General features: G+C 37.0%; 18 protein-coding genes. 2 read left to right on the forward strand and 16 right to left on the reverse strand.

The features are described 5' to 3' along the window. Positions 1-102: 102 nt before the first annotated feature. From ASO14_RS09635 to dapB, 9 genes are all read right to left on the reverse strand, one after another. Positions 103-585, reverse strand: coding sequence for a cell wall elongation regulator TseB-like domain-containing protein (locus ASO14_RS09635; RefSeq protein WP_068454352.1), 483 nt, complete (start codon positions 583-585; stop codon positions 103-105). 30 nt (positions 586-615) lie between these two features. Beyond that, positions 616-3390, reverse strand: a complete 2775-nt coding sequence (dinG, locus tag ASO14_RS09640) for an ATP-dependent DNA helicase DinG (protein ID WP_068454355.1) — start codon at positions 3388-3390, stop codon at positions 616-618. A 181-nt stretch (positions 3391-3571) separates the two neighbouring features. Further along, complete coding sequence (panC, locus tag ASO14_RS09645) at positions 3572-4402, reverse strand: pantoate--beta-alanine ligase (RefSeq protein WP_068454357.1); 831 nt, start codon at positions 4400-4402, stop codon at positions 3572-3574. Further along, a complete protein-coding gene (gene panB / locus ASO14_RS09650; protein ID WP_068454359.1) occupies positions 4399-5238 on the reverse strand; it encodes a 3-methyl-2-oxobutanoate hydroxymethyltransferase in 840 nt (279 codons plus the stop codon). The genes panC and panB overlap by 4 nt, the downstream gene beginning before the upstream one ends. Before the next feature lie 44 nt (positions 5239-5282). Beyond that, positions 5283-6269: a biotin--[acetyl-CoA-carboxylase] ligase gene (locus tag ASO14_RS09655; RefSeq protein ID WP_068454361.1), complete on the reverse strand. Its 987-nt coding sequence runs from the start codon at positions 6267-6269 to the stop codon at positions 5283-5285. After that, on the reverse strand, positions 6253-7422 hold the full coding sequence (locus ASO14_RS09660) for a CCA tRNA nucleotidyltransferase (RefSeq protein WP_068454363.1): 1170 nt from the start codon (positions 7420-7422) through the stop codon (positions 6253-6255). Before ASO14_RS09660 ends, ASO14_RS09655 begins: the two co-directional genes overlap by 17 nt. Beyond that, a complete protein-coding gene (gene bshA, locus ASO14_RS09665; RefSeq protein ID WP_068454366.1) occupies positions 7422-8561 on the reverse strand; it encodes an N-acetyl-alpha-D-glucosaminyl L-malate synthase BshA in 1140 nt (379 codons plus the stop codon). Before bshA ends, ASO14_RS09660 begins: the two co-directional genes overlap by 1 nt. A gap of 19 nt (positions 8562-8580) precedes the next feature. Further along, entirely contained in the window at positions 8581-8988 is a 408-nt protein-coding gene (gene mgsA, locus ASO14_RS09670) for a methylglyoxal synthase (RefSeq protein ID WP_068454369.1), read from the reverse strand. A gap of 12 nt (positions 8989-9000) precedes the next feature. Further along, positions 9001-9795: a 4-hydroxy-tetrahydrodipicolinate reductase gene (gene dapB / locus ASO14_RS09675; protein ID WP_409135919.1), complete on the reverse strand. Its 795-nt coding sequence runs from the start codon at positions 9793-9795 to the stop codon at positions 9001-9003. Positions 9796-9997: 202 nt separating this feature from the next. Here dapB and ASO14_RS09680 point away from each other — a divergent pair, with 202 nt between their 5' ends. Continuing rightward, a complete protein-coding gene (locus tag ASO14_RS09680; RefSeq protein ID WP_068454375.1) occupies positions 9998-10867 on the forward strand; it encodes a YitT family protein in 870 nt (289 codons plus the stop codon). Positions 10868-10931: 64 nt separating this feature from the next. Here ASO14_RS09680 and ASO14_RS09685 read toward each other — a convergent pair whose 3' ends face one another. Further along, a complete protein-coding gene (locus ASO14_RS09685) occupies positions 10932-11291 on the reverse strand; it encodes a winged helix-turn-helix transcriptional regulator (RefSeq protein ID WP_068454378.1) in 360 nt (119 codons plus the stop codon). A gap of 135 nt (positions 11292-11426) precedes the next feature. Here ASO14_RS09685 and ASO14_RS09690 point away from each other — a divergent pair, with 135 nt between their 5' ends. Then, positions 11427-12056 carry a nitroreductase family protein gene (locus tag ASO14_RS09690; protein ID WP_068454381.1) on the forward strand — a complete coding sequence of 210 codons (630 nt, stop codon included), beginning with the start codon at positions 11427-11429 and terminating at the stop codon, positions 12054-12056. A 165-nt stretch (positions 12057-12221) separates the two neighbouring features. Here the strand turns inward: ASO14_RS09690 and ASO14_RS09695 are convergent, their stop codons facing one another. From ASO14_RS09695 to aroA, 6 genes are all read right to left on the reverse strand, one after another. Further along, positions 12222-12929, reverse strand: coding sequence for a C40 family peptidase (locus ASO14_RS09695; protein WP_082701448.1), 708 nt, complete (start codon positions 12927-12929; stop codon positions 12222-12224). A 355-nt stretch (positions 12930-13284) separates the two neighbouring features. Further along, positions 13285-13965, reverse strand: coding sequence for a zinc metallopeptidase (locus ASO14_RS09700; protein ID WP_087680177.1), 681 nt, complete (start codon positions 13963-13965; stop codon positions 13285-13287). A gap of 50 nt (positions 13966-14015) precedes the next feature. Next, a complete protein-coding gene (locus ASO14_RS09705) occupies positions 14016-14621 on the reverse strand; it encodes a lipoprotein heptaprenylglyceryl N-acetyltransferase LhaT (RefSeq protein ID WP_068454386.1) in 606 nt (201 codons plus the stop codon). Positions 14622-14741: 120 nt separating this feature from the next. Next, on the reverse strand, positions 14742-15281 hold the full coding sequence (locus tag ASO14_RS09710; protein WP_068454388.1) for a ReoY family proteolytic degradation factor: 540 nt from the start codon (positions 15279-15281) through the stop codon (positions 14742-14744). A gap of 57 nt (positions 15282-15338) precedes the next feature. Beyond that, positions 15339-16595: a tetratricopeptide repeat protein gene (locus ASO14_RS09715; protein ID WP_068454391.1), complete on the reverse strand. Its 1257-nt coding sequence runs from the start codon at positions 16593-16595 to the stop codon at positions 15339-15341. Between the two features lie 192 nt (positions 16596-16787). Further along, the gene (gene aroA / locus ASO14_RS09720) at positions 16788-18074 is read right to left on the reverse strand and encodes a 3-phosphoshikimate 1-carboxyvinyltransferase (RefSeq protein ID WP_068454394.1); all 1287 of its coding nucleotides are present in this window, start codon (positions 18072-18074) and stop codon (positions 16788-16790) included. Positions 18075-18085 lie beyond the last annotated feature (11 nt).

Here is an 18085-nt window from a genome sequence, read left to right on the forward strand (position 1 = left end):
CCTCCATCACATCTGTGATTAAGTAAATAGTTGCCTATCTACTTCTTGATTTATTCTCTTTTATTATATACAAAAAACGAGAGCATTTCTATTTTCGAAATATTATAAATTCGTGATTTTTTTCCACCATTGACCTGTTTCAAATACCACATAAACATAATTGAGCTCATCTCGGTTATTTTCGAATGCTACTTCCCAAACGGGACCTGGCTTTTCAATACCTAAATGGACATGAAGCACTTTTTTTACTTTTTGTCCTTCAGTAGCTATCTTAATCGCTTCTTTTTCTGTAACACCTTTTGACAATTCAATGACTTCTTTTTTAACTTTTGATTGATCTTGATTCAAAACCACGGCTGTTGATTGGTTCTTATCATTTTTACCAATAACCGTAACATAGTGGTTTGTACTGTTATATACATAAGATTTATCAACTGTTTTTAATAATCGTTCCTTCAACACAACATCTTTCGCTTCTTGTGTAGCACTATGGTAAGGGGCATACGCTTTAATTGTTACAAGTACTGTTAATACAACTGCTAACATGACGAAGAAGATGGCGAAGAATTTAATCCAACTTTTCATTCCATCACCTAAACCTTTAATTGTTTTTGCTTATTTATTATACCAATCTTCTAAATCGAAGACTAGTTCACTTAGTGATACATGGCGAACTTCCACATTTGGTAATGCACGTAAAAAATCGGGTCCATATGATTTCGTTTCGATTCGACGATCTAATACGATGAATGCACCTTTATCTTGAGAGGATCGAATTAATCGTCCGAAACCTTGCTTAAAACGTAGGATTGCTTCGGGTAGGGATAGTTTATAAAAGGCATTTAAACCTTGCTGTTGCATTTTATCTGCTTTTGCTTTAAAGAGTGGTTCTTCTGGCGCTGAGAATGGTAAACGAACGACAATGACAGCTGATAATGCGTCTCCTGGTACGTCGACACCTTCCCAAAAGCTATTTGTTCCAAATAAAACCGAGCGCTCAAAACGCTGGAACATCTTTAATAAACGCATACGACTCCCTGTTGAGATACCCTGTGCAAAAATCATGTAATCCTCTAATGCACCAATTTCTTGAATTAAATCGACGGTTTTACGTAGCATATCTTGCGATGTGAAAAGAACGAAACAACGTCCTTCCGTAGCAAGTACAGCTTGTGTCACTGCTTCTGCTACTGCCTCAATATAAGCAGATTGTGGCACTTGTTGAATATCTGGCATATCGTCCACAATATACATGTTAGCACCTTTATAATAATGTGCTGGTGCTTGGAATTGATAAAGAGCTACTTCTCTTGATAATCCTAGCTGATCCGCAATAAAGCGTGGATTTCCTGGTACAGTTAGTGTACCGGATGCCCAAATAATTCCGTCTCTTCCTCTAAATTGATCAAATGCTTGCGTAATATGGTCGGCAATTTGAATCGGACGGTCGTAAATTTGAATGCTATTTGGCAAACTTCTACGATCTGCTTCAATCCAAGACGTTCGATTTTGCTCATGTACATTGAAAATCGCGCGCCATTGTTCAAGTAATTGTTGTAAATCACGTAACCAATATTCCCAATCTGTCAGCCATACACGTTTAGAAGGTTCTAAATCATCTTGGTAACTTTTAAAAATACGCGTAACCTCATGCGCTAACTGTAACCACTGTTCAATCATATGACCGACTTCTTCTAATAAAGGTTGCTTCAATGTGAGTGTATTTAAAAGAATTGTCTTTTTTTGTGATCCACCATGAGACGCAGATAAATTCATACGACTTACGAGATGATTCATCGCATGCTCGAAAACATCAATCATGTCAAAGAATTGATTTTCAAGCTTGGATAAATAGCGAAGTGGCACACGATCTGCTTGTTGTAGTAAACGATAAAATGCATGGTGTAGCGCACGATCTTCAAAATGACCAATCTGACCAAAGCAATATTTAAAACGACGATATGCAAATACTTTTTCTTCTCGCATTGTCGCTGCTTGAATCATCTGATGTCCTTCATCCAAGATAAATCCGCCGACTTGCTGCACAATTGGTGTTTCACGTTCTAAATCAGCCAATAACATCGCATGATTTGTAATAATTAGTTCAGCTTCTTCACATGATTTCATCGCTTCCAAATAAAAATCAAATGCATTTTGTTGCTTTGTTTCTGCAGTTGTACTTGTACGACGAATTCGGTCGAGTACAGTACGTCCTCCACCCGAAACATTCACTTCATTCAAATCACCTGTTGAAGAGATAGCGAGCCAAACGAGTACTTGCATTTTCACAAAATTCTCATCATAACTATCTTCTGTAATCACAAGCGATTCAATAAAACGGTCGAGATCAATATAATGTTCCATACCTTTTAAAACAGCAATTCGAACATCACAACCCAATAATTCTTTCGCTTTTGGTAGTTCCTCTTGAATGAGTTGGTCGAGTAAATGAGATGTATACGTACTAATAACAACTGGTTGTTTTTGCTGCTTTGCAAAAACAATACTTGGAATCAAATATGCTAATGTCTTACCAATACCCGTAGATGCTTCTGTTAAAATTTCGGTACGATGTTGTAGGCTATTCCACACCGTATCCATCATATTAAATTGACCTTCTCTCACCTCAAAGTGTGTCATCACTTTTGAGAAAAGTTGTGTCTTTGCTTCTGTACTTGCTGGATAAATTACAGGCTCCGCATCAATTTTTTGTTGTTGAGGTTGTAAAATCGGAACCCCACGATATAAGAAATGGTGCTGTAATTGAGAAGATTTCGTTCTTTTTATTTGGAGTGCCTCAAAAAATAAATGTGCTAAACCTGATTTCAATTTAAACGAACGCGTATGTAGATGCTGAATCGTTTCAAGCGGCAAAGACATTAACTGTTCAAAACACTTCTTCAATAATCGCGCTGTTGCCATCGCATCATCATCTGCGCGATGTGCGTTCTCTAAACCAATATTTAATTCAAGAGCAATTTCTGAAAGTTTATAACTATAAGCCGTTGGATAGAGTATTTTTGCCAACTCTACTGTATCCATACTTTTACCAAACCATTTTGGTAAACCACAGCGCTTAAATTCTTCTTGTAAAAATGGTAAATCGAAGTCGATATTGTGTGCGACAAACACACAATCCTGGAGCATGTCATATACTTCATGGGCAATCGCTTCAAAAGGTTGTGCATGCTTAACATCTTCTTCTTTTATATGCGTTAAATCTTGAATGAAATGCGGTATTTTTCGTTTAGGATTGACGAAAGAGGTATAGGTCTTTTCAATTTGCCAATCTCTCATAAATACAATAGCGATTTGGATAATACGATCGCCTTGCTTTGATGAATGCCCAGTCGTTTCTAAATCAACAACTGCATACATTTGACTCTCCATGTTCTTCACGTCTTTCAAATCATTTTATTATAGACATCTTTCAATAGTACGTCCTTTATTTCATACAGACGATTTTATCATACTTAAGATAGCTGTGGGTAAGTAGAACCTTTATTTTCTATTGCGAACTTCATAGAAAAAGGCTCTCACATTCATTTGCGAGAACCCTTTGTCTATTCTGTTAGTCAAATAATTCATTATCAATCAAACGGACATTTGAAAAGCGAATCGCTGCCATTAAAATTTTTCGTTCATCAGCTTTAGGAGCTCGTTGCAAATCTGGGTAGGCAAGATATTCAAGATACTCTACTTTTGCAGAAGTTTCTTCGATTTTTTTACGTGCTTGCTCTAAGACAATCGCTGCTTCTTCACCGTCTTGTAAGCGTGCCTTTGCAAGTGTTAGTGCTTGCGATAAGACAACCGCTTCTTGACGTTCTTCTGGCGTTAAAAAAACATTACGTGAGCTTTTAGCTAGCCCATCTTCTTCACGTACAATTGGAACAGGTACAATTTCGAGCGGGAAGTAATAATCACGTACGAGCGTTTCAATCAATGCGAGTTGTTGCGCATCTTTTTGACCAAAATAGGCACGTGTCGGTTGAACGAGCATGAATAATTTTGAAACAATTTGTAGAACACCATTAAAGTGACCTGGTCGACTTGCACCACATAAAATACGTGAAGCAGGACCTGCATCATATGTAATGCCGCCATGACTTCCATAAATTTCTTCGACGGAAGGCGCAAAGATAAAATCTACTTGCCAATCTTCACACTTCTTAACGTCTCCATCTAAATCACGTGGATAGCGATCGAAATCTTCATTTGGACCAAATTGCGTAGGGTTTACAAAAATACTTACGACTACGACATCATTTTCTTGTCGCGCTTGTTGAATCAACGTAGCATGCCCTTCATGCAAAGCCCCCATCGTTGGTACTAATCCAATGGAATGAATTGCAAAAGGTTGAAGTACTTCTTTTAGTTCCGCTACGGTTTCAATAATTTTCATCCTTTTTTGCCTCCATATAATGAAATCGATTGGTTTTCTTTCAAATGAAAACTTTGCTCATCACTTGGAAAAACACCTGTTTTTACTGCTTTTTTATACTTGGCAATACCTAGCTCAATTTCAGCACCGACATCTGCAAATTGTTGTACAAATTTAGGAATATGATGGTGCCCATAATGTAGTGCATCATGGAATACGAGCACTTGACCATCCGCTTCATTTCCTGCACCGATTCCAATCGTCGGTACATGTAGCTGCTGATTAATTTCAAACATCATTTGCTTCGGAATACATTCAAACACAATCGCACAGACACCTATTTCTTCGAGCGCTTTTGCATCACGCAAAATTTTTTTTGCATCTTCTTGTGTTTTCCCCTGTACTTTATAACCACCCAATACAGCTGCTTGTTGTGGTTGCAGCCCTAAATGTCCTACAACTGGAATCCCTGCTTCAATCATTAACTGAATCGTTGGCAGTAGATTCCCTGCACCCTCGACTTTTAATGCGTTCGCACCTGTTTCTTGGAAAACACGTACAGCTACTTTTAATGCCTCGTACGGATCGCCATGATAGCTACCAAATGGTAAATCAACAACCATAAATGTATCTTTAGCACCTCGGCGAACTGCTTTACCATGATGAATCATATCTTCTACTGTCACTTGAACAGTCGAGTCATATCCTAAAACAACCATTCCTAAAGAATCACCTACTAAAATCATATCGACTTCTTGCTCTTCGGCTAATTTAGCCGATGGATAGTCGTAGGCTGTAATCATCACAATCTTGTCCTGTTTTTCTTTCATTTTTGGAAAATCTGCAACGCTTTTCATTGTTACCCTCCTAAATGTGTTGAACGATGACACTGTAACTTACATTAATCTTTTTTTAATTCAATATCAGCTGAATACACACTTTTCGTTTCACCGTCTGGTAATTGTACTTTTAATACACCATCATTCGTAATTGCAACAGCCTTACCATAGAAGACTTCTGTCAATGTTGTTACTTTAATCGTTTGACCAATGGTACAAGAATAGCTTTCCCATTCTTTTTTAATTGGTAGGAACCCTTCTTTAACGTATTGATTCGAATAATACTCTAAATAATATAAAATACGTGCAATTAATACAGCACGGTCGATTTCTCGTCCTGTTTGTAATTTTAAAGAAGTCGCAATACCATGAATTTCTTCTGGGAAATCATCCATTGTGTGGTTGACATTAATACCAATACCCATGATTAATGCATTCACACGGTCAGGGTCTGCCTGTAACTCCGTTAAAATCCCTGTAATTTTAAAACCATCGATTAATAAATCATTCGGCCACTTAATTTGAGGACGAATACCTGCTACATCTTCAATCCCTTTTGCGATTGCTACAGCAGCTACTAATGTAAATTGTGGTGCCTCATAAGGTGGCACATCTGGACGTAAAATGACACTCATCCAAATTCCTTTTCCTTTTTGAGATTGCCACGGTCTTTGCATACGTCCACGACCGAGTGTTTGTTCCTCACAGATGACAACGGTTCCTGCTTTAGCGCCTTCCTGTGCCAACTGATGTGCTACTGGCTGTGTAGAAGGAAGTGTTTCTTCAAAAATAATCGTTTCACCAAACGTAGTTGTTTCAAGTGCCGCTTTAATTTTTGCTGGATCGATGCTATTCGGTTGCGACGTCAAAATATAACCTTTTTTTCGAATGGTCTCAAACGTATAACCCTCTTCTTCTAATTGTTTAATGTACTTCCAAATGGCTGTACGCGATAAACCGAAATCATCTGCAAGTTGTTGACCTGAAACAGGAGATGGAGTGGACTGTTGTAATTTTTTTAGAATTTTATATTTATACGAACCATTCATTTTGCAACCATTCCTTTATTGTTTGTTCATTATTTTCTAACTGACCGTTCACAACACGCTTCACAATCTCATCTAATACTTCACGTAACCATGGGCCGCCTTTTTGATTCGTCCAGGTCATGAGATGTTTTCCTGTAACAGCAATCTCCTGTACATGTTGAATCGGTAAATCTTGCTTTTCTTTTACTAATTCTGGATAACTTATAACTTTTGTTACATTTTGCAACGCAAGAAGCTCATATGCACATTTCCAATACTTCAAATCATATTGAAAAAGCTCAAACTTAGTTGGTTGATGCTGAAGCAAAATATCGTAGCAAGCTTTCGCTTGCTTCACAAATGACTTTTCATCATTTGAGCAACGATACTGTTGAAGTAAAGTCAAGTCATTCGTTAAAATACACCAATATGTCCAGCCCCATTTTGCATCTTTCGCAGCATAGTTCTGCCATTTAGTATATGCTTCAAAAGCACCCGGAATCGCTTCGCCAAGATTATATTCTTGCATATAATACATCGCTTTTTCCGGTGCACGACTCACAAAAATCTTATCCCATTCAGCTTTCACACGTTCAATAGCAATCTCACCTAAATAATGCGACGTTTTTTGCATAGCGATAAGTGTCTCTTGTTCCAATGTAAATCCTAATTGAGCTACAAAGCGTACACCTCGAATAATGCGTAATGCATCTTCTGAAAAACGTGCATACGGTTCGCCCACTGCACGAATAATTTGCTGTTGTAAATCTTCTTGACCTCGGTATAAGTCTACTAACTCTCCAGAACGTCTAAGTGCCATTGCATTAATCGTAAAATCACGTCTTTTTAAATCTTCTGCTAATGAACGAACGAATGTTACTTCATCTGGTCGACGACGGTCTGTATAAGTTCCTTCTGTACGAAACGTCGTTACCTCAATAGGTTCTTCAAAATCTAACACAAGAATCGTACCATGGGCAATTCCTACATCTACTGTTTTTTCAAATAATGCCTTTACTTCAAGCGGCATTGCACTCGTTGCTACATCTACATCATTCGCTGGTTTATCTAATAAATAATCCCTTACAGCACCGCCTACAATAACCGCTTCATGACCATGCTGTTCTAATGTTTCCATGACGTCATGTGCCGACTGCCATGCAAGATGCTTCATCACTTTTGAACCACCTTTTCATATAGCGCTTCATACTGCTCAACAATTTTTTCCGAGTGGAATCGATCTTGTACACTTTGAATTGCTTGTTTTCTAAACAACTGTAATTTTTCATCATCTAATAATAAACTAATCGCATGGTGAGCAGCTTGATCTGTATCACCTAATTCAACAATATAGCCATTTTTTTCATGACAGATGACTTCTGGAATTCCACCAATGCGTGTACCGATTCCTGGAACACCACAAGCCATTGCTTCTAATAACACTAGTCCAAACGCTTCTTTTTCAGACATAAGTAGTTTTAAGTCAGCCATTGCATATAGCTCTGCTAAATTCTCTTGCTTCCCTAAAAATAAAATATCTTCACTATATGGTGTTTGTTTTGCAAGTTGCATCGCTTCATGTTTTTCAGGACCATCACCAATTAATAATAATTTAGATTTTACATATTTACGTGTTTTGATGAATGTCTCAATCACATCTGGCACGTGCTTCACCTTACGGAAATTCGATACATGCACCATCACTTTTTCATCTGGCTCAATACCAAATGCTTCACGTAATTCACGTCCGTCTCGTTGATAATATTCTCGTTCATCCACAAAATTATAAACCGTTTCAATCGTTTGATTCGGCTGAATTAATTCCATTGTTTGATCTTTTAAAGATGTCGATACAGCTGTCACAACATCCGATTTTTCAATACCATAACGAATTGCCGTTGTTAGTAGTGCATCGTCACCTAGAACTGTAATATCCGTTCCATGAAGTGTGGTCACAATTCCTACACGCTTCCCTGCTTGTCCCGCCATATCGCGTCCAAGAACTGCACAAACAGCATGTGGAATCGCATAATGTACATGTAATACATCTAACTGCTCTTCACGAATAACATCTGCCATACGACTTGCTAGTGCAATGTCATAGGGTGGATATTGAAAAACAGAGTAATTATTAACCTCTACTTCATGGAAAAAAATATTCGGATACACTTTATTTAAACGAAAAGGCATGCTTGACGTAATAAAATGAATTTCATGACCACGTTCTGCAAGCATCTTCCCTAACTCCGTGGCCATAACGCCTGATCCACCTACTGTTGGATAGCATGTAATCCCGATTTTCAACTTTTTCATAATGAGCACATCACTTTCTTTATTTAGAACGTCTTTCCGCTAATAATCGGAAATCAATAAAACCATGTTCTAATCCTTTTAATAGCACTTCTGCTGTCCCCATGTTTGTCGCAAGTGGTACATGATATACATCACTTAAACGCATCAAAGCTGAAATATCTGGTTCATGTGGTTGGGCTGTAAGTGGATCGCGGAAAAAAATGACCATATCCATATCATTATTCGCAATCATTGCGCCGATTTGTTGATCTCCGCCGAGTGGCCCCGAACGAAAACGCGTAACAGATAAGGAAGTAGCATCGATAATACGTTGCCCTGTTGTACCCGTTGCGAATAATTCATGCTGTTCTAAAATGGGCTTATATGCGATTGCAAACTCTACCATATCTTCTTTCTTTTGATCGTGTGCAATTAATGCGATTTTCATGTCAATCTCTCCTTACAAAATATTTTCTAAACCATATACAAGATGATCTAATGTCATCACTTTTTCAACACATAACTTTACACCTGACATAAATGATGCGCGATTATATGAATCATGACGAATTGTTAGCATTTGACCCTCGCCACCAAATAATACTTCTTGATGCGCTACAAGACCCGGTAAACGAACACTATGAATGCGCATACCATCAAAATCTGCACCACGAGCTCCTGGAATCGTCTCTTTTTCGTCTAGATGTCCTTGCTTATGTGAAGGACGATTCTCTTGAATCAGTTGCGCTGTTTTAATCGCTGTACCTGATGGCGCATCTAATTTTTGATCATGGTGTAATTCAATAATCTCAACATCTGGCATATACTGAGCTGCCATCGCTGCAAATTTCATCATCAATACAGCACCTACTGCGAAGTTTGGTGCAATAATAGCTCCAATTCCATGCTGTTTTGCATAATCCGTTAACTCTTGTAATTGCTCATCTGTAAATCCAGTCGTACCAATTACAGGTCGTACACCATGCTTTAAAGCTAATTTTGTATGTTCATAAACAGCTTCTGGTGTTGTTAAATCAATTATTACATCTGGTTTTACTTCATTAAATAATGTCTGTAAATCCATAAATACGGGTACATCATATGTATCTGGAAATTGTGGATATTGTTGTAGATTTTCTGCAATTTCTTTATGATCGAGTACCCCTACTAATTGAAAATCTTCTCTGCTTATAACGGTATGTACCGCTTCTTGTCCCATACGTCCTCTTGGTCCTGCTATTGCTACTGTAATCATGTGTGTCATTCCTCCCCTATTTTGTAACCCCTATATTATCTTTTTATTGTAAAAACAGTTAAAATACATGATAATGTAAATCTATCCATCCATTTATTGTTTGAATTGATTTCATCACTATTACACATTATACAATATGCGAAAAAAATAGTAAGACAGAAAACTTCATTTTCGCATATTTCATTCGATTGGAGGTCTTTTTTTGGGTTTAGTTAAAGTGAAAAATACGCTGTTTATTTTACTTGGTGCAGCGATTTTTAGTTTTGGTCTTGTGAATTTCACATTAGAAAATAAGCTAGGTGAAGGTGGTTTTACAGGGATTACATTGATTCTTTATTTCCTCTTTAAATGGGACCCTGCACTAATGAACTTAGTATTGAACATTCCCATGTTCTTTATCGGCTGGAAAATTCTTGGTAAACGTGCATTCGCTTATACGATTATTGGTACAGTGAGTGTATCTGTCTTCATTAAAGTATTCCAAATCGTCAATGTTCATATCCCACTAAATGACGATTTATTACTTGCTGCTCTATTTGCTGGTGTATTTTTAGGTGGAGGGCTTGGCATCATCTTCCGCTTCGGAGGTACAACAGGTGGTTCTGATATCATTGCACGTCTTGCGGATAAATATTTCGGTTGGCCGATGGGTAAGACGATGTTCTTACTTGATGCACTCGTTATTGCGATTTCTGCATTAACATTCTTAGATATTCGTACAACCATGTACACATTAGTAGCTGTTTTCATTGCGGCACGCGTAATTGACTTTGTACAAGAGGGGATGTATGCAGCACGTGGTGCGCTTATTATCTCAGACCATTATGAAGAAGTGGCTTCAAAAATTACAACACAGATGGAACGTGGCGTAACGTATTTAGAAGGTGAAGGTTTTTATACGAAAGAGCAACGTAAAATTGTATATTGTGTCGTATCTAAAAACGAATTATTCAAATTAAAAAGTCTCGTCAATTCGGTTGACCCCTATGCATTTGTCTCCATATCCGAAGTGCATGAAGTGTCTGGAATGGGCTTCACATTAGATGACGAGCGCAATCCACTTCATCATTAAAAACAAAAAGAGAACTCTTGCTACTATAGCGGAGTTCTCTTTTTTTTGTGCGTAATGAATGAGACTATATGTTAGGTGATGTCGGTTCTTTACACTGATTTGTTTTTTGGCATGTATGAACCCACTTCTGAATCGAGTGAATCACTTCTTTAAAAGCTTGACCATTTTCGGTTAAACGGTATTTTGTTTTTTTAACAGAATCATTAATATATTCTTTTTCAATCATATCGGCATCGATTAATTCGTTTAAACGTTGTGTTAATAAACGATCCGAAATGCCTTCGATTCGCGCATGAATTTCATTGTAGCGTAATGGACCATCAACTAAACTATATAAAATTGCCCCAATCCATTTCTTACCGATAAATTCAATTGCTTGATGATAATTTTGACAAACTTGCTCTGAATAGATAGGCTGTGTCATATCGAATCGCTCCTTTACATTTATTATTGTACCACAAATGAAATAATGATTGACATAAAAACTAACTTAAAGTAAGATGTTTTATATACCCATTAACTTACTTTAAGTTAGTTAAATATAGGAGGAATTTTTATTATGTCAACAACAACAAAATCAGCTGTAATTGAAAACATGTATGCACGTAAATCGATTCGTAAATACGATTCTGAATATAAATTAACAAAAGAAGAAATTTCAGAGCTATTAACAGATGCAATGACTGCACCTTCTTCTTCAAACCAACAACCTTGGCGCTTCATCGTTATTACAGATGAACAAAAGAAAAAAGAATTACGTACAATGGCATTCAATCAAGAACAAGTTGAAACAGCTCCAGCAATCATCGCGGTTTTAGGTGATACTGACTTCCATAAAAATGCACGTAAAATTCACCAACTAAGTGTAGATGCTGGCGTTATGGATCCAGAAGTGGCTGAAAAACTAACAGAAAATGCTGAAACACTTTACAGCGGTATTCCTGTAGCTGCGCGTCATTCAGTAGCTATGTACGATGCTGGATTAGTGTCAATGCAACTTTTATTAGCTGCAAAAGATCGTGGACTAGATACAGTTGTAATGGGTGGATTCAATAAAGATGAATTTGCAAAATCATATAACTTACCAGAAAATGAATTCCCAATCGTTCTAATCGCAATTGGTAAAGGAACAGGCCCAGCACGTGGTACTTCTCGTTTATCTGTTGAAGATGTAGTACGCTTTGTATAATCATTAAATTAAGAGACTGTAGTGCTATTTTAGACACTACAGCCTTTTTATATACCATACAAAAAGACTTGATTCACATGAAAGCGAATCAAGCCTTTTTTATTGAAACTCCTTACTTATATGAAAATAGTTTCTCACATATGTAATTCATCTATTTAATTTAAATTAACGTGTTGTACCATAGCTTACTACACGTTGATTCCAGTAACCGCTTAATGATTGGAACTTCACACTATTACCAGCTGCGTGTAATACTTGATTGTTACCTGCGTAAATTCCTACATGTGATATATATGAACCACCTGGAGTTGCTGAGAAGAAGATTAAATCCCCTACTTTTGGTGAACTTACACGTTTAACAGAAGCTTTTTGTGCTCTACTTGTACGTGGTAATGATTTCATACCTGCTTGTTTATATACATAAGATGTGAAACCAGAGCAGTCAAATCCACCTGGACGTGATCCACCCCATACATATGGTGTACCTACATATTTACGACCTGCATTAATAATCGCATTACCAGAAGCTGCAGATGCTTTTTTCACCGTTTTCTTTGCTTTTTTTGAAGAAAGATATTTACCTGACACCCAGCCTACTTTACCATTGTATTTTACTTTATACCAAGTACCTGAAACAGTTTTACGTTGGTATGCATATACTTTTTTACCTTTTGGAATAGTTAGAACGCGTTTTGCTTTTGTAGTAGGGCCTGTACGCATGTTTAATGCGGCTTTTGTATAGTAATTTTTAGAAACTTTTGTTGTTTTTGATGAAGCTGCAGATGCTTGTTGTTCAGTAGCTACCCCTGTAAAACCTACTGTTAAAGCTAATGCACCTGTTAAGATTGATGTCAGTAATTTATGTTTCTTCATGAATTTATGAACACTCCCACGTTTTTTAATTTGATTGATTTATATGTCGTTTGTTATATGTCATTTGTTATATGTCATTTGTTATTATGTACGAACTTTTTTAACTGAGACTAACTTTACACGAGTTAGCTTACAGTCTAGCGTCAACTAAGTTACAGATATATTACAAATTATTACGAGCTTGACTTATATTTAGCAGAATCTTATTAAATCAACGATTCAGCATTTATTTCTTAACGCTTCTTTCTTGTAAAATAATTTCATTCTCTTATTTTTCTTCTTTTTTTAAAAAAATGACATAAAAAAACACCTCGTATGTTACGTCAATGTAACAATACAAGGTGTTTTTGTGTTACTAATCTTCGCGATTCCCCATACCTGTATAAATTAATACAAGTCGTGCAAGTTCCATGACCGCTGTCGCTGCTGCTGCAACATATGTTAATGCTGCTGCTGTTAATACTTTTTTCGCTTTTGGATATTCTTCATTGTTAATGATGCCCAATTGATCAATTTGGCGCATCGCACGCTTAGAAGCATCAAACTCAACTGGTAATGTTACTACTTGGAAAAGTACACCAATTGCTAATAAGATAATACCTACTAACATTAATGGTTTAAATGTTGCAATCATACCAATCATAATGAAAATCCATGAAGCGTTTGATGAAATATTCGCTGCTGGAACTAATTTTGAGCGCCATGTTAAGAATGAATATGCTTCCGCATCTTGAATAGCGTGGCCACATTCATGGGCTGCAACTGCTGTACCTGCAATCGATGTTTCATAGAAGTTATGCGTTGATAAACGCACTACTTTTGTAGATGGATCATAATGATCTGACAAAAAACCATCGACTGGCTCAACTTTTACATTTCCTAATCCATTTTGGTCTAAAATTTTACGAGCAACTTCGGCACCCGTCATTCCTGATGTTGAATATTCTTGTGAATAGCGTGTATATGTTTTCTTTACTTTACGTTGTGCATACAGTGGTAATAACATCAAAACAGCAAAGTAGATGATATACATCATAATTGACAATCTAACCATCCTCCTAGTTCGTTCATAGTTTTATTTTAAGGTCAAACAAAATTTGGGGCAACTGAAAACCTCTTTTTCATTGCAAAGATTGCAATGATTAGACACACAATTGACAACCAAAATGTAAAGTATCCAATTCCTGTCATATATTGATTTAACATATGGTACCAAGGCATTTGGTTAAAGACATAGTCAATCACGACATCATGTAATGTCCAAATTGCTGTGATGATGATATGAACACTTTTAAAGTCATACATCGGCATATAAAGCAAGCCTTGGACAGCCATTAAACCATGACTAACTACAAGCATCCAACCAGCAAACCCGAGTGACCCTAACTCGTTTAAGACCATTAAATTCATGACCACAGCCCATACACCGTATTTTACAAGCGTCACGAGTGCTAACGCTTCAAATAAACGCCAATGTTTTTTTAACAACCAACCAATAATCGCAATTGAAAAGAATAATGTAGCTGTTGGACTATCTGGTATAAATATTAAAAAGATTAGCTTTGCTTCAGCCAACTGATCTCCGTACCAAATGTATCCATAAATAGAACCTAATAGATTGACGATTAATAACATGATTAAAAATGTTTTTGATATTAAAATCGTCCATAATCTCGCCCATATGTAGCGCATGAAATCCCCCCACCTCTATCTCTATCCATTATATAGTAGAAGTTTTTAAATGGTCTACTATCGTTTCTTTTTCTCAGAAAAAGGGCTTTGATTTGCGAAAATCAAAGCCCTTTTTTCTATTTACTGTAATTGGTTCAACTGATCCGACAATTGTAAAAAACGTTCTTTATCGCGATTATCAATTGCTTCATCAATTTGTTGTAATAACATTTTCTTTTGGAAATTTTTCATGCTTACATCGAGTAATTTTTCAGCAACTTCACGATCACCGTAATTCGATTGTAAATACTTCGGAATATACGGATTCTCTTCTAAAACAGCTAAGTAAGCCGGATTAGGTGGTATTTTAGGGAAGTTTAGCTGAATGTACATATCTTCTTCCGAATTCAATCTTAAATCATGAAATGACTTTTCTGCATCAGCCGTCATTAAATTTCCTTTATAAAAACGGAATGGGATTCCAGATGAATCGATTGTCGACATGACCATTGCTCTTGGACAAAAATGCGCTTCTTCTACGAAATGAATTCTTTCTAATAAGTCATCATGCCCTACAATATAATTAAGAATCCAAACACATTCTCTTCGTTTCATATCGTAACGCTTTAAGAACCATTTAATAAATGCCTTTTTCTCTACATTTGTCACAGATGCCTTCATAAATACCCCTCCTTTAGTAAGTAATTCTTTCCAATCACTTGCTGAACCGGGTGTAACTTAAGCGTCAAAGCTTGCTTGTAAATCAATCCATTGCGGCTCTTCAGGTTGTAAGTCACGTAAAAGTGCTACAATCTGTAAGGCTTCTTGTCTTTTCCCGTCCTCGATTAAGAAATAAACATATTTCTCTAAGAAGTCTACATCTTCTTTATAATCTTCGAATGCTTGACGGTAATGTGTGTAAGCTTCTTCATACATTTCTAAACGATCATAGGCAAGCGCCGCAAAAATTGAAAGTGCTGTCCATTCAAAGTCGTCTTTCGATAGACCTTCAATGAGTTCAACAACTTCTTCATCGCGCTCTTCCGATGATAGGATTGATACGAGTGTATGCACTGCTTCCATATATTCTGGGTCAAGTGCAATCGCTTGACGAAGAAATGCTTCTGCTTCCTCTGGCAATTTATTTTTGATTGCCATTTTACCAGCAAACAAGAATAATTCCTTGTCATACTCATCTCGTTTAATACCCTCTTTAATTACTTCTAAAGCTTTGACATTGTCTTCCATCATGGCATAACTTTGCGCCAATAATAGATAACCGGCAAAGTAATCTGGATCTAACGCACGTAAATCTTCACCATAACGTGCTGCCGCTTCGTACATCTCTAATTGAAAAGCACTATAAGCCGCACCAAATAATAAATCAGGCGATGTACTCTCTTTTAATGCCTCTAAATAATAATGGTAGGCATCTTCAAAAGCTGCACCCGTACGATGAACTTCTGCAATACGTTCAACTAGACGAACGCCTGCAATTTCTTTTTGATTTTTATATAAATTCTCATATAAACGAGCCGCTTCACTTAGACGTCCCATCTCCATTAATAACTCTGCTTTTGCAAACTGAAGAAGTGGTTCATCTGGTAATAACTCAAGCGCTTCATTCATATGTTTTTCTGCTACTTCATATAAACCTTGCATTTGATAATAATCAGCAAGCGCCAATAATACTTGTGGATATTCTTCTGCATCTTGTGGAATCGATAAGAATAAGTCCAATGCTTCATCTTCTTGATTAGTTTCCATCAATAACGAGGCACGATCAACCTTAATTTGATTTTCTTCTGGGAATAAAAATTGTAGATGCTCTAACACACTTGCTGCTTCATGAATAAAACCTAAATTCATCAAGTAACCAGCAACTTCATATTGCATATCTGGATCGACATGTAACTTGAATTCTTCCATTAGTGCATGAATTTGATTAAGGTCACCTTGCTCCATTGCTTCAACCATTTGTTGTTGGATTGTCATCTGTCATCCACCTATTTCTAAATTATTTTCATCTTTATGCTACATGAGGAAAGTAGGATATACAAGGAAAAACGCTTGAAATATCGAAGAAAATTACAGGTAAAATATGACTGATTCCCTTCTTATTTCTCTGTTTAAAATAAAAACAAACTATCCTGATAAAAACTGCATCATGATAGCTTGTTTTATGAACTATTTCATTAGACTGTCTAAATCTTCAAAGAATGTTGGGTAAGATACCGCAATACAATCAGCGTCATCTAATGTCACAGCACCTTCTGTAATGAGTGATGCGATGGCATTCATCATACCCATGCGGTGATCGCCATATGTCTTTAATGCCGCACCATGTAACTGTGTAGGACCTTCAATAATCATGCCGTCTTCTGTTGCTGTAATATTCGCACCCAGCTTTGATAATTCCGCAACAACTGCATCTAAACGATTCGTCTCTTTCACTTTTAATTCCTCTGCATCACGAATAATCATTGTTCCTTCAGCTTGTGTCGCAAGTAAAGCAATAATTGGAATTTCATCAATTAGCCGCGGAATTAAATTCCCACCAATGGTCGTACCCTTTAACTCTGATGTACGAATAATGACACGACCTGCTGGCTCAGCATGCTCATGGTCATACGGTTGAATTTCTAGATTTGCACCCATTGCTTCTAACACTTCGATGATACCTGTACGTGTCTTATTAAGACCTACATTTTCAAGAGTAATTTCACTACCCTTTGTAATGGCACCTGCTACAAGGAAAAAGGCAGCTGAAGAAATATCGCCCGGTACAGCGACATGACTCGCTGTTAATTTTTGTCCACCTGCTAACGAAATCACACCATCTGTTGTATCAATATTTACACCGAATTGACGTAGCATTAATTCCGTATGGTCACGTGTTGCTTCTTTTTCGCGAACAATTGTTGTTCCTTCTGCATTTAGACCTGCTAATAACACTGCAGATTTAACTTGCGCACTCGCTACAGGCAATGTGTAATCAATCGCTTGTAATGTCGTACCTTTCACTGCGATTGGTGTAAATTGTCCATCTTCTCGTCCTGTAATATGTGCACCCATTTCGCGTAAAGGATTAATGACACGCTTCATTGGACGTTTGGCAATCGATTCGTCACCAGATAATACTACGTGTACGTGTGAACCAGCGAGTAAACCAAGTAATAGACGTGTCGTTGTGCCAGAGTTCCCCATGTACAAAATATCCATCGGCTCTTGGAATGCGTCCATACCTTCACTTTCAATCGTCACATCTGTACCTTGTTGTTCAATTTTAACACCCATTTGTTTAAAGGCTTCAATTGTACGAAGACAATCTTCGCCTGGTAAAAAACCTGTAACTGTTGTTTTACCTTTTGCCATACTTCCGAACATAATGGAACGGTGTGAAATGGATTTATCGCCTGGAACCGTAATCGTTCCTTTTAATGATTGCCCTTGTAATTGAACGATTTTTTGCATCGTCATCTCTC

Source organism: Kurthia sp. 11kri321 (genome assembly GCF_001534765.1).
GTDB classification, from domain to species: domain Bacteria; phylum Bacillota; class Bacilli; order Bacillales_A; family Planococcaceae; genus Kurthia; species Kurthia gibsonii.